The organism is Candidatus Poriferisocius sp. (genome assembly GCF_965202595.1).
Classification (GTDB): Bacteria; Actinomycetota; Acidimicrobiia; order Acidimicrobiales; family Bin134; genus Poriferisocius.
Genome location: NZ_OZ241836.1, coordinates 2,266,445 through 2,278,992, shown reverse-complemented (window position 1 = coordinate 2,278,992; position 12,548 = coordinate 2,266,445). Strand labels below are relative to the sequence as shown.

Below are 12,548 nucleotides of genomic sequence, written 5' to 3'. Positions count from 1 at the left end.
ATGGAGGTTGTGAGAGCCGCAATGGTGCAGGCCGCATGGACGGGGGATCAGGAGTCGATGATCGCCCAGCACGAGGAGTACGTGGCCCAGGCCGCTTCCAGCGGGGTTGAGGCGATGTGCTTTCAGGAGTTGTTCAACGGGCCCTACTTCTGCCAGGTACAAGATGCCGGCTACTACGCCTACGCCGAGGCCATCCCCGATGGACCCACCACCAAGCGCTTCCAGGAAGTCGCCGAAAAGCACGGGATGGTGCTGGTGCTGCCCCTTTACGAGCAGGAGCAGCCCGGCGTTCTCTACAACACCGCCGCCGTAATAGATGCCGATGGAACCTACCTGGGCAAGTACCGAAAAACCCATATTCCCCAGGTGAAGGGCTTCTGGGAGAAGTTCTACTTCCGCCCCGGCAACCTCGGTTACCCGGTGTTCGACACCGCGGTGGGCAAGGTGGGGGTGTACATATGCTACGACCGCCACTTTCCCGAGGGTTGGCGCGCTCTCGGGCTCAACGGTGCCCAGGTGGTGTTCAACCCCTCGGCCACCAGCCGGAACCTGTCGGCGTACCTGTGGAAGCTGGAGCAGACCGCCTCGGCGGCGGCCAACATGTACTTCGTGGGGGCGATCAACCGGGTGGGCACCGAGCCGCTCGGTGACAATGACTTCTACGGGACTTCGTACTTCGCCAACCCTCGGGGCCAGATAGTGGAGGAGGCAGCATCCGATCGGCACCAGGAGCTGATTATCCGCGACCTCGACTTGGCCATGATTGACGAGGTTCGGGCCCAGTGGGCCTTTTACCGCGATCGCCGTCCCGACCTGTACGGGGACCTGGCCCAGGCATGAGCCCCACGGCCAGCGCAGAGTTTCATCGCCGCCGGCTCGCCGGGGCGACCATGAGTACCCCCGGATGACGGGTACCACCAGCGCCGAACTCCACCAGCGCTACCGGGCGGTTCTTCCCTCATACGTGAAACCGCTCTATGCCGAGCCGATCAGCATCGAGCGGGGCCGGGGGAGCTATGTGTGGGACGTGGAGGGCAACCGGTACCTGGACTTCTTCGGAGGTGTGCTCACCACGATGGTGGGGCACAACAACCCTGTGGTCACCGGGGCCATCCAGTCCCAGGCCGCCAAAGTGCTGCACACCTCCACGCTTTATCTCTGCGAGCCGATGATCGAGCTGGCCGAGGAGATCGCGGCGCTGAGTGGCATTCCCGATGCCAGGGTGTTCTTCACCACCTCGGGCACCGAAGCCAACGACACCGCCATCCTGCTGGCCACCAGTTTCCGCCGTTCCAACGAGGTGCTGGCCCTGCGCAACAGCTATCACGGCCGCTCGTTCACCGCCCAGGCCCTCACCTCGCACTCATCATGGTCGTCAACCGCCATCTCGGGCCTCTCGGTGAGCTTCGTTCATGGGCCGTACCGGCTGCGCAGCCCGTTCCGGCACCTGGACGACGACGGGTTCACCGAGGCTTGCACCGAGGATCTCCGCCAGGTGATCGACATGATGACCACCGGCAATGCGGCCTGCCTCATAGCCGAGCCCATCCAGGGCGTGGGCGGGTTCGCCACCCCTCCCGACGGGTTCTTCGGTTCCCTGCACAAGGTGCTGGCCAACCGGGGCATCCTGTTCGTGAGCGATGAGGTTCAAACCGGCTGGGGGCGCACCGGTGAGCACTTCTGGGGTTACCAGGCTCACGACATGGTTCCCGACATGCTCACGTTCGCCAAGGGGGTGGGCAACGGCATCACGCTGGCCGGCATCGTGGCTCGGGCCGAGATCATGGACACCATCTCGGCCCTGAGCTTCTCCACGTTCGGCGGGAACCCGCTGTCGGCCGCGGCCGGGTTGGCCACGCTGAGGTACGTGCGGGAGCGGGATCTTCAGGGCAACGCCCTGCGCATGGGAACCCGGCTTCGGGACCGGTTGCTGCCGGTGGTGGAGCGGACTCCGTGGATCGCGGAGTTGCGAGGCAAGGGCTTGATGCAGGCCATCGAGATGGTGCAGCCGGGTTCCATCCAGCCCGACGCCGGCCGGGCCACCGATTTGCTGGAGGGCTGCAAGCGGCGGGGGTTGCTGGTGGGCAAGGGGGGTCTGTATGGCAACGCCATCCGGATCACCCCGATGCTCGATGTGGCCGAGGCCGAGATCGACGAAGGTGTCACAGCCATCGTGGAAACTATCCAACAGATGGATCGGGAGGTTTAGCCCGGTGACCACGCTCATCAAGAACGGCAGGGTACGAATGGCGAAGCCGGGAGGTTTGGCTCGGTGACCACGCTTATCAAGAAGCCGGGAGGTTTAGCCCGGTGACCACGCTCATCAAGAACGGCACGGTGGTGAGTTCAACCGGGGCCGATCCGGCCGAGGTGCTGATCGATGGCGAGACCATTGCCGGTGTGCTCCAACCGGGATCCGACCTGGCCCGGTCGGCCGAGAACGGGGCCGATCGGGTGATCGACGCCGGGGGCAAGCTGGTGGTTCCCGGCGGGGTTGATGTTCACACCCACATGGAGCTGCCGTTCGGCGGTACCGTGGCCTCCGACGACTTCGAGACCGGCACCCGCGCCGCGGCCTGGGGGGGAACCACCACCATCGTGGACTTCGCCACCCAGAGTTACGGGCTGGATGTGCGGGAGTGCTTCGAGGCCCGCCTCGAGCTGGCCGAGGGCCGTTGCGCCATCGACTACGGCTTCCACATGATTATCGGCGACGTTACCGATGCCGCCCTCAAGGAGATGGACCTGCTGGTGAACGAGGGGGTCACCAGCTTCAAGCTGTTCATGGCCTACCCCGGTGTGTTCTACAGCGACGACGGCCAGATTCTTCGGGCCATGCAGCAGTGCGCCGGCAACGGTGGCCTTTTGATGATGCACGCCGAGAACGGGATCGCCATCGACGTGCTCGCCCAGCAGGCGGTCGAGCGGGGCGAGACCGACCCCGTGAACCACGGCTACGTGCGCCGGGCCGAGCTGGAGTCCGAGGCCACCCACCGGGCCATCCAACTGGCAGGAGTCGGCGCAGCCCCCCTGTATATCGTGCATCTGTCCGCCAAACAGGCCCTGGAGCAGGTGGCCATCGCCCGCAACGACGGTGCCAACGTGTTCGCCGAAACGTGCCCCCAGTACCTGTACTTCAACCTCGAGGATCACCTGGATCGGGGTTGGGACGGTGCCGCGTATGTTTGTTCCACCCCCATCCGCTCCAAACACGAACACCACCAGCAAGAACTCTGGAAAGGGTTGCGCACCAACGACCTGGCGGTGGTGTCCACCGACCACTGCCCGTTTTGTATGAAGGAGCAGAAGGAGCTGGGTGAGGGCGACTTCCGGGCGATCCCCAACGGCATCGGTGGGGTTGAGCACCGGATGGACATGATCTATCAGGGGGTTGTGAACGGGGAGATAACCCAGCCCCGCTGGGTGGAGCTGTGTTCGACCACGCCGGCTCGCATGATGGGTCTCCATCCCCGCAAGGGCACCATCCAACCCGGCGCCGATGCCGACATCGTGATATACGACCCTCGAGCCACCTGGACCATCAGCGTTGACAACCACCACATGAACATCGACCACTCGGCCTACGAGGGGATCGAGGTGACCGGCCACGTGGACACCGTGCTGTTGCGGGGCCGGGTTATCATCGACAGCAACCGGTACCTGGGGGCCATGGGCGACGGCCGGTACTTGCGCCGCGGGCTCAGCTCCTACTTGATCTAGTTCTGGTATGGGGGGAGGAATGCACGAGATCCATCACCTGATGGATGGCCAATCCGTTGCGGGCTCATCGGGTCGCACATCGCCGGTGTTCAACCCGGCCACCGGCCACCGCACCGGTTCGGTGTCGCTGGCATCGGCCGAAGAGGTGGATGCCGCGGTTGCTTCGGCGAAGGTGGCGTTCGATGAGTGGCGCACGGTGTCGGTGGCCCGGCGCACCTCGGCCATGTATGCGTTCCGCAATCTGGTGGCCGAGAACACCACCGAGATAGCGCGGCTGCTCACCGCCGAACACGGCAAGGTTCACAATGATGCCCTGGGCGAGGTGGCCCGGGGCCTGGAGAACATCGAGTACGCCTGCGGTCTCGCCCAGCACCTCGGGGGTCATCACAACGAGTCGGCCTCCACCGGCGTGGATGTTTACACGGTACGCCGTCCCCTCGGGGTCGTGGCGGGGATCACGCCGTTCAACTTCCCGGCCATGGTCCCACTGTGGATGTTGCCCAACGCCGTGGCCTGCGGAAACACGTTCGTGTTGAAGCCCTCCGAACGTGACCCCTCGGCCCCCATGTTCATCGCCGAGCTTTTCCGTGAGGCGGGCTTTCCGCCCGGCGTGCTCAACGTGGTGAACGGCGACAAGGTGGCGGTTGACCGGCTCCTGGAGCACCCGGACGTGAAAGCCATCAGCTTCGTGGGTTCCACCCCCATCGCCCGCCACGTGTACACCACGGGCACCTCGCACAAAAAGCGGGTGCAGGCCCTGGGGGGAGCCAAGAACCACATGGTGGTACTGCCCGATGCCGACATCGGCTTGGCGGCCGACTCGGCTGTGTCCGCGGCCTACGGCTCGGCCGGCGAGCGCTGCATGGCCATCTCGGTGGTGGTGGCGGTGGGCGATGTGGCCGACCCCCTGGTGGAGGCCATCAAGGTGCGCATGGAGAAGCTGGTGATTGGTGACGGCTCCGACCCGGCATCCGACATGGGGCCGCTCATCACCCGCGAGCACCGCGACCGGGTGGCCGGCTATGTGGGTTCTGCCGCCGAGCAGGGAGCGACCGTGGTGGTTGACGGTCGAGGGGCCCGATTCGACGGCGACGGTTTCTTTCTGGGGGCATCGCTGCTCGACAACGTCACCCCCCGAATGGATGCCTACACCGACGAGATCTTCGGACCGGTTCTGAGCGTTGTGCGGTGCGGCTCCTATACCGAAGCGGTGGGGCTCATCGCCGGCAACCCCTGGGGCAACGGTGCTGCCATTTTCACCCGTGACGGGGGCGCGGCCCGCCGCTTCCAGACCGATGCCGGCGCGGGCATGGTGGGCATCAACGTTGCCATCCCGGTGCCGGTCGGCTACCACTCCTTCGGCGGGTGGAAGGACTCCCTCTTCGGCGACACCACCATGTACGGCCCCGAGGGTATCCGCTTCTACACCCGACCCATGGTGATAACCAGCCGGTGGCCCGATCCCGCCACGAGCTCGGTCGATCTGGGCTTTCCGACCCATGAGTAACCCCCTGTTCCGAACCAACTCACACCAGCCAAAGGGGAGGTAGTGGTGGATTTTGGCGTTGTGTTGCAAACCGATCCCCCGGCGTGGCGGGTGGTTGACCTGGCCCGGCGGGCCGAGTCGCACGGCTTCAGCCACGGCTGGACCTTCGACAGCCATGTTCTGTGGCAGGAGCCCTACGTCATCTACAGCCAGATGCTTTCTGCCACCAAACGCATGATCGTGGGACCCATGGTCACCAACCCGGGTACCCGCGACTGGACGGTCACGGCATCGCTGTTCGCCACGCTCAACGACATGTTCGGCAACCGCACCGCGTGCGGCATCGGTCGGGGCGACTCCGCCATGCGGGTGATCGGCCAACCGCCCGCCAGCCTGACCACCCTGGGCGAGGCCATGGCGGTGATAAAAGACCTCGCCGAGGGTCGGGAAGCCCTCTACAACGGCACCCGACAGCACTTCCCGTGGGCGGGCAGGTCCGAGCTCAAAATGCTGATGGCGGCCTACGGTCCCAAGGCTCTGCACCTGTGCGGGAGCCGGACCGATGGTTTCATCCTCCAGTTGGCCGATCCGATCATCGCCCGGTGGACCATTGCCGCCGTCCATCGTGCCGCCGAGGAGGCCGGTCGCGACCCCGAAAGCCTTTACATTTGCGTGGCCGCACCCGCTTACGTGGGCGACGACATTCCGCATCAGCGGGAACAGTGCCGCTGGTTCGGTGGGATGGTGGGCAACCATGTGGCCGATCTGGTGGCTCGCTACGGCGATCAGGGCACCGGCGTACCCCGAGAGCTAACCGACTACATTGCCGGCCGCCAGGGCTACGACTACCGCGGGCACGGCAAAGCGGGGCACGACCACACCGACTTCGTCCCCGATGAGATCATCGACCGGTTCTGCCTGCTCGGCGACGAGCAGGACCACCTGGCCCGGTTGCGCGAGTTGGAGTCACTGGGTGTGGATCAATTCGCCATCTACCTCATGCATGACCAGAAGGACGAGACCCTCAACGCCTACGGGCAGCGCATCATTCCCGCAATGAGCAACCCGCAATGAGCAAGTAGAGGCCCAACCGTTGATCCGAGACTCACCCAACCGAACTGTCAACAACCTCCATAAGGGTTACAGCTAGCGACCTCAAATGAAACCATCAATCCGAAACTTGTTTCGCCGTGCGATCACCTTCGCGGTTTTCATTGCCATCCTGGTCGGGGCTTACACCGGCTACAAGGCCTTCGGTCAAGCCATCGGCGACCGCCAGCAGGACTGGCCCTTTGTGGGTTCGGTGCTCCCCCGTACCGACGACCTGAGCATGCCGCCGGTGAGCGAGATCATCGGGCAGTTCGGTGAGACACCGGGGGGCGAGAACCAGGTATACGCTCGCATCCTGCTCGGCGAGGCGGGCTTCACCCTGAGGGAAGCGTTCTTCGGTTTCCTGGTGGGCCTGGTGATCGGCATGGCCATATCCATAGCGCTGGCCCAATGGCGGTGGCTCGAGCGGGGCCTGCTGCCGTATGTGATGGCCAGCCAAACCGTTCCGCTCATCGCCATCGCCCCTATCATCGTGATCTGGGGCCGCAAGAACATCGACTTCTTCCCGTGGGAATGGCAGGACTGGATGTCGGTCTCGGTCATCGCCACATACCTCACGTTCTTTCCCGTGGCTGTGAACGGGCTGAGAGGGTTACAATCCCCCAAGCCGGAGAACGCAGAGTTGATGGATTCGTATGCCGCGAGCTGGTTCCAGACGCTGCGGCACCTGCGCCTGCCCGCGTCGCTGCCTTACCTCTTTGCCGCGCTGAAGATTGCAGCCACGGCCAGCATCGTGGGGGCAATCGTGGGGGAGATATCCGCCGGGGTCAACGGTGGGCTGGGCCGCCGCATCCTGCACGAGGCGTTCAACTACACCACCGGACCCGATCGTTTGTTTGCCGCCGTGCTGGGGGCGGCCGCCCTGGGAATCCTCGTGTTCTTGTTGGTAAGCGGAGTGGAGCGAGCGGTGGTCGGCACCCAGAACCAGGATTTAGGCGAATGACCGGGTACTCCCAGAACCAGGATTTAGGCAAATGACCGAACGTTCAATGGTGAAAATCCAAGGGGCGACCAAGGTGTTCAACCCGGGCCGCCCCAACCAGGTGGAGGCCCTGGCGGAAGTTGATCTGACCGTGGCGTCGGGAGAGTTCGTCACGCTCATTGGGCCGTCCGGGTGTGGCAAGAGCACCCTGTTGCGGCTGATTGCCTCCCTGGTGTCGCCATCGGAGGGGTCGGTAACGGTCAACGAAAAGCCCGCCGAGCAGGCCCGCCTGGATCGGGATTACGGGATGGCCTTCCAAACCTCCGGCCTGTTCGACTGGCGCACCGTGACCAAGAACATCGAGTTGCCTCTCGAGTTGATGGGATGGTCGAAAGCCGACCGCCGCCGGCGAGCCCGGCAGATGCTCGAGCTGGTGAAGCTCGAGGACTTCGCCAACCACCATCCCCAGGAGCTGTCAGGGGGTATGCAACAGCGCGTGGCCATAGCCCGAGCCCTGTCGTTCAGCCCGTCGCTTTTGCTCATGGACGAGCCCTTCGGCGCTCTCGACGAGATGACCCGCGAGCATATGCAGAACGAGTTGCTGCGTATATGGCAGGAGACCGGAACCACCCTGGTTTTCGTCACCCATTCGATTCCGGAGGCCGTTTATCTCTCCACCAGGGTGGTGGTGATGTCGCCCCGCCCCGGCAGGATCGCCTCAATCGTTGAGGTGAACCTCAACGATCGCGACGGTGCAACCCGCGATACCCCGGAGTTCTTTGCCAAGGTAACCGAGTTGCGCACCGCCTTGCGGGAGTTGGAGGGGTGAGGGTACCGAAACATTTTGCGGCCCCCACCCTTGCGGGGGCAGCGATTCTGGGTTTTTGGGAGGGCACGCTCGCCCTTGTGAATCCCAAAGGGTTCGTGCTGCCGCCCCCCAACGAGATAGTAAGGGCTCTGATCGACAATTGGGATGAGGTGTTCAGGGGGGCTCGCATCACCGGCTTCGTCGTGGTATCGGGGTTGGTGGCCGGCATGATTCTGGCGGTTGTTGCTGCCTTGCTGGTGTCGCGGTTTCGCACCGCCAACGAAACCATCACCCCCCTGGCAGTGGCCATCAACGCCGTGCCCATCATTGCTTTGGCACCCATCTTCAACAACTGGTTCGGGATCACCTCACCCCGCTCCAATCAGGCCATAGTGGTGGCGCTGGTCTTCTTTCCCATCTTCATAAACACCACCAGGGGGCTCACCCAGGTGGACAGAAGCCAGGTCGAGCTCATGGAGTCCTACGCGGCGGGAAAGCTGCGCATCACCCGCGAGGTACGGATACCCAGCGCCATGCCGTTCTTCTTCACCGCCTTGAAGTTGGCCTCTTCGCTGGCGATAATCGCCGCGATAGTTGCCGAGTACTTCGGTGGGCGGCAGGATGCGCTTGGCCCGTTGATAACCCAGTCGGCGGGCCTCGCCCGCTACGACGAGGCGTGGGCCGCGGTGCTCGCCGGCACCTCCATAGGCGCAGTGCTCTATCTGGCTGTTACTGTGGTCGAACGGATGGCCATGCCCTGGCATTCGCTTATGCGCCACCGAAAGGGAAAGCATGAAGGCAAAGATTTTTCGCCAACCTAAACTCTGGCGCTTTTTGGCTCTGCTCGGTGCCCTGGTCATGGTGGCTACCGCCTGCGGCAACGATGACGGCGGCGATACCCAGCAGCCCGAAGCCACGATGTCACCGACCGCAGGTGGTGAGGGTGAACAGCCGGAGATGCCTGCCGCCGGTAGCGAGGACGAGCCAGCCGAGCTCACCGAGGTGTCGCTACAGCTCCAGTGGGTGCCGCAATCGCAGTTCGCCGGCTACTTTGCCGCCCGCGACCTGGGCTTTTACGAAGATGTGGGTTTGGACGTGGAAATCATCGACGGCGGCTTGGACATCGTGCCGGCAACCGTGCTCGACTCCGGGGGTGCTGATTTTGCCATCTCCTGGGTGCCGCGGGGGCTTGTGCCCCGCGAGGAGGGCTTGAACATCACCAACATCGCCCAGGTGTTCCAGCGCAGCGGCACCTTGCAGGTGTCGTTCGCCGAGGCCGGCATAAACGAACCGGCCGACCTGGCCGGCAAGAAGGTGGGCAACTGGGGCTTCGGCAACGAGTTCGAGCTGTTTGCCGGGCTCAACAGCGTCGGCCTCGATCCGAAGTCCGATGTCACCCTGGTGCAGCAGGACTTCAACATGACCGCGCTCATCAACGGTGACATCGACGCAGCCCAGGCGATGATCTACAACGAGTACGCCCAGGTTCTGGAAACCATCAACCCCGAAACCGGCGAACTGTTCCAACCCGAAGACCTCCGTGTTATCGACTGGAACGAAGTGGGCACAGCCATGCTCCAGGATGCCATCTGGGCCGATGCCGACCGCCTGGAAAGCCATGCCAAGTACCGCGACATTGCGGTTCGTTTCGTGGAGGCATCCTTGCGAGGGTGGATCCACTGCCGCGACAACTTCCAGGAATGTGTGGACATAATCATGGCGGCGTCCCCGCTTGGCGGGCCGGGCCATCAGGCGTGGATGATGAACGAGATCAACGCCCTCATCTGGCCCTCACCGGGCGGGGTGGGCATCATGGATCAGGCGCTGTACGACCAGACCATCGAGGTGGCCACATCCCAGGGGGTGCTGGCATCTGCCCCCGACGCGGGAGCGTTTCGCACCGACATAGCCCAAGAGGCCGTGGATAATCTCCGAGCCGCCGGCCACGATGTGTTCGGCAACAACTACGCTCGCCAGGATGTTCAGGTTACCGAAGGTGGCCAGTAACCAGCCGTCTTTGTTTACGGAAGGGTCGAGATGAGGTTCAGTTTCGGTTTCCCGCTCATGGCCCATCCGCAGAACCCGGATTTCTTGGCGGCCCCGGCCATTGCCGAGTTAGCTCGGGCCGCCGAAGCGGCCGGGTTCGATTCCTGCTCGTTCACCGAGCACCCCCTGCCCAACGACGCCTGGCTGACCAGCGGTGGCCACGATGCCCTGGATCCTTTCGTGGCCTTGGCAGTGGCGGCCACAGCCACCACCAGGTTGCGGCTGCTCACCAACCTCACCCCCGTGCCCTACCGGAACCCGGCGATTCTGGCCAAGACGGTGGCCACGCTGGATCGGCTCAGCGGTGGGCGGGTGATTCTCGGTGCCGGGGTGGGCTACCTGGAGTCGGAATTCGAAGCGGTGGGGGTTGATTTCGCGCAGCGCAACGCCTTGTTCGACGAGTGCCTGGAGGTCATGCGCATGATCTGGACCGGCGAGTCGGTGAACTACCGGGGCTCCAACTTTTCCATCGCCCAAAGCACCGCCCTGCCCACGCCGGTGCAATCGCCCGTACCGGTTTGGATCGGGGGCAACTCCAAGCTCTCCCGCCGCCGGGTGGCCGAGAGCGCCCAGGGGTGGATGCCCATGCCCAACCCCAGGTCGCTGGCCTCCCGCCGCCGCTCCGCCCCCCTGGAAACCCTCGACGAACTGGCCCTGATGATCGCCTACATGCGTGACCACGCCGAGGCGGTGGGTCGCACCGAGCCCATCGACATCCAGTACATGGACATCCAGGTGGGCGCGGTTGGTTCACCGGCTTGGAACCCGCAGCTTCATCTGGAGAACATCGCCGCGCTGTCGAAGCTGGGAGTGACCTCGATAGCGGCTTACCTGACCGGCGACACCCGTTCACAGGTAGCGGAGGCCATCGGGCAGTACGGCGAGGAAGTAATCGCCTCCCTGTAAGGTCATCCACTGTCTTGAATCGCCTATCTTTGAGGCCATGCTGAGATTCGTCGAAGAGATAATCCTGCTTCTTTTGCGTGACGACGATGGGAAGTTCATCGGGGTTTCCCAGTCGTCCATGGATCGGGCCGTAGCCGGTGCGGTGTTGATGGAGTTGGCCATGGAGAACCGGATCGACACCGATCTGGATCACCTGCTTCTGATCGACGGCACTCCGGTGGGTGACGACCTGCTGGATCCCACTCTGGCCCTGATCGCGGAAGAGACCGGGGAGGAGCGGAGCGACGCCCGCCACTGGGTGGAGAGCACTGCCCGAAAGGCACCGGAAATTCGTGAGAAAGCCCTTGACCGCCTGGTCGAACGGGGCATCCTCGAGCGCCAGGACGACCGCTTCTTGTGGGTGTTCCGCTCCCGGCGCTACCCGATGGTCGACGGTGAGGCCGAAAAGGAGGTCAAGCTGCGGATCATGGGAGTGTTGTTCAGCAACGAGATCCCCAGTCCCCGCGACGTGGTGATCATCTGCCTTGCTCACGCTTGCGGGATCTTCGGGGAGCTGCTCTCGAAGCGGGAGCTGGAGCAGGCATCGGCTCGCATCGAGCAGGTGCGCAAGCTGGACCTGATCGGCCAGGCCATGTCCCAGTCGATCCAGGACTTCGAGGTGTGGCTGGCCAGCGCCGCGGCCCAGGGTCGCGGGTTCTTCTAGTTCTTCGGGGAGGCAGATATGGCCGGATGGACAGTGGAACCGATCGGGGGGACGCTCGGGGCCCGGGTGGGCGACATCGACCTGCGGGGGCCGCTGAGCGACGAGGATCGGGACGCACTGTACGGGCTGCTGCTGGAGCACCTGGTACTGGTGTTCCCCGAGCAGGCCATCCACGACGACCACCAGATGGACCTGCTGTCGTCGTGGGGGCGACCCTACATCCATCCCATCGGCCGGACCGCCGGGATGGTGGAGGCCAAGGTGGAACGCATCGTCGACGACGGGGAGCGCCCGCCCTACCAGGACAAGTGGCACACCGACGTGACCTGGGACCCGGATGCCCCCATCGTGGGGAGCCTGCGGGCCGTCGAGATGCCGGCCCGGGGTGGCGACACCATCTTTGCCAGCATGTACGCGGCCCACGACGGCCTGTCGGAGACCCTGAGGGAGCGGTTGGAGGGCCTGACCGCCTGGCACGACATGGGACCGGGCCAGGCGTTCATCTCCAAGGCCGGGGGCGAGTTGGTGGAACGCACCCGCGAGCAGTTCCCCGGCACCGAACGCCCGGTGATCGCCGTCCACCCCGACACCGGCCGCCGCCATCTGAACGTGAACAAGAACTTCACCAGCCATCTGGTGGGTTTCGACCGGGCCGAGAGCGATGCCGTGCTCAATCTCCTGTACGAGCACGCCACCCAGCCCAACTACACCATCCGCCATGAGTGGACCGAGGGTGACGTGATCGTGTGGGACGAGCGCTGCACCCAGCACTTCGCGGTGGCCGACCATTTCCCCCAACGCCGGGAGATGGCTCGCCTCACCGTCGCCGCCCCCGCCTGAACACCCG

Annotated in this window: 12 protein-coding genes; all 12 read left to right on the top strand. The window is 64.3% G+C overall.

Annotated elements, in window-relative coordinates:
• The 12 genes from ACOGXC_RS10340 to ACOGXC_RS10285 all read left to right on the top strand — a co-directional run bounded on the left by ACOGXC_RS10340 (window position 1) and on the right by ACOGXC_RS10285 (window position 12,541).
• Window positions 1-840 (top strand): nitrilase-related carbon-nitrogen hydrolase, encoded by an 840-nt coding sequence (locus ACOGXC_RS10340; protein WP_419918117.1) that lies wholly within the window; start codon window positions 1-3, stop codon window positions 838-840.
• 64 nt (window positions 841-904) lie between these two features.
• A complete protein-coding gene (locus ACOGXC_RS10335; RefSeq protein ID WP_419918116.1) occupies window positions 905-2,209 on the top strand; it encodes an aspartate aminotransferase family protein in 1,305 nt (434 codons plus the stop codon).
• Window positions 2,210-2,310: 101 nt separating this feature from the next.
• Complete coding sequence (hydA, locus tag ACOGXC_RS10330) at window positions 2,311-3,720, top strand: dihydropyrimidinase (RefSeq protein WP_419918115.1); 1,410 nt, start codon at window positions 2,311-2,313, stop codon at window positions 3,718-3,720.
• 19 nt (window positions 3,721-3,739) lie between these two features.
• The gene (locus ACOGXC_RS10325; protein WP_419918114.1) at window positions 3,740-5,227 is read left to right on the top strand and encodes a CoA-acylating methylmalonate-semialdehyde dehydrogenase; all 1,488 of its coding nucleotides are present in this window, start codon (window positions 3,740-3,742) and stop codon (window positions 5,225-5,227) included.
• A gap of 45 nt (window positions 5,228-5,272) precedes the next feature.
• Entirely contained in the window at window positions 5,273-6,280 is a 1,008-nt protein-coding gene (locus ACOGXC_RS10320; RefSeq protein WP_419918113.1) for a TIGR03842 family LLM class F420-dependent oxidoreductase, read from the top strand.
• Between the two features lie 85 nt (window positions 6,281-6,365).
• Window positions 6,366-7,259 carry an ABC transporter permease gene (locus ACOGXC_RS10315; protein WP_419918112.1) on the top strand — a complete coding sequence of 298 codons (894 nt, stop codon included), beginning with the start codon at window positions 6,366-6,368 and terminating at the stop codon, window positions 7,257-7,259.
• A 31-nt stretch (window positions 7,260-7,290) separates the two neighbouring features.
• A complete protein-coding gene (locus ACOGXC_RS10310; RefSeq protein WP_419918111.1) occupies window positions 7,291-8,067 on the top strand; it encodes an ABC transporter ATP-binding protein in 777 nt (258 codons plus the stop codon).
• On the top strand, window positions 8,064-8,867 hold the full coding sequence (locus ACOGXC_RS10305; protein WP_419918110.1) for an ABC transporter permease: 804 nt from the start codon (window positions 8,064-8,066) through the stop codon (window positions 8,865-8,867). Before ACOGXC_RS10310 ends, ACOGXC_RS10305 begins: the two co-directional genes overlap by 4 nt.
• Window positions 8,839-10,053 carry an ABC transporter substrate-binding protein gene (locus tag ACOGXC_RS10300; RefSeq protein ID WP_419918109.1) on the top strand — a complete coding sequence of 405 codons (1,215 nt, stop codon included), beginning with the start codon at window positions 8,839-8,841 and terminating at the stop codon, window positions 10,051-10,053. Before ACOGXC_RS10305 ends, ACOGXC_RS10300 begins: the two co-directional genes overlap by 29 nt.
• A 30-nt stretch (window positions 10,054-10,083) precedes the next feature.
• The gene (locus tag ACOGXC_RS10295; protein WP_419918108.1) at window positions 10,084-10,998 is read left to right on the top strand and encodes an LLM class F420-dependent oxidoreductase; all 915 of its coding nucleotides are present in this window, start codon (window positions 10,084-10,086) and stop codon (window positions 10,996-10,998) included.
• A gap of 37 nt (window positions 10,999-11,035) precedes the next feature.
• Complete coding sequence (locus tag ACOGXC_RS10290; protein ID WP_419918107.1) at window positions 11,036-11,701, top strand: GOLPH3/VPS74 family protein; 666 nt, start codon at window positions 11,036-11,038, stop codon at window positions 11,699-11,701.
• 18 nt (window positions 11,702-11,719) lie between these two features.
• Window positions 11,720-12,541: a TauD/TfdA dioxygenase family protein gene (locus tag ACOGXC_RS10285; RefSeq protein WP_419918106.1), complete on the top strand. Its 822-nt coding sequence runs from the start codon at window positions 11,720-11,722 to the stop codon at window positions 12,539-12,541.
• Window positions 12,542-12,548: the final 7 nt, after the last annotated feature.

Excerpts from the sequence above, each read along its gene's own strand:
- ACOGXC_RS10340 (WP_419918117.1), top strand. The coding sequence starts at position 1 with ATGGAGGTTGTGAGAGCCGCAATGGTGCAGGCCGCATGGACGGGGGAT.
- ACOGXC_RS10335 (WP_419918116.1), top strand. The coding sequence starts at position 905 with ATGACGGGTACCACCAGCGCCGAACTCCACCAGCGCTACCGGGCGGTT.
- ACOGXC_RS10325 (WP_419918114.1), top strand. The coding sequence starts at position 3,740 with ATGCACGAGATCCATCACCTGATGGATGGCCAATCCGTTGCGGGCTCA.
- ACOGXC_RS10315 (WP_419918112.1), top strand. The coding sequence starts at position 6,366 with ATGAAACCATCAATCCGAAACTTGTTTCGCCGTGCGATCACCTTCGCG.
- ACOGXC_RS10310 (WP_419918111.1), top strand. The coding sequence starts at position 7,291 with ATGACCGAACGTTCAATGGTGAAAATCCAAGGGGCGACCAAGGTGTTC.
- ACOGXC_RS10300 (WP_419918109.1), top strand. The coding sequence starts at position 8,839 with ATGAAGGCAAAGATTTTTCGCCAACCTAAACTCTGGCGCTTTTTGGCT.
- ACOGXC_RS10295 (WP_419918108.1), top strand. The coding sequence starts at position 10,084 with ATGAGGTTCAGTTTCGGTTTCCCGCTCATGGCCCATCCGCAGAACCCG.
- ACOGXC_RS10290 (WP_419918107.1), top strand. The coding sequence starts at position 11,036 with ATGCTGAGATTCGTCGAAGAGATAATCCTGCTTCTTTTGCGTGACGAC.
- ACOGXC_RS10285 (WP_419918106.1), top strand. The coding sequence starts at position 11,720 with ATGGCCGGATGGACAGTGGAACCGATCGGGGGGACGCTCGGGGCCCGG.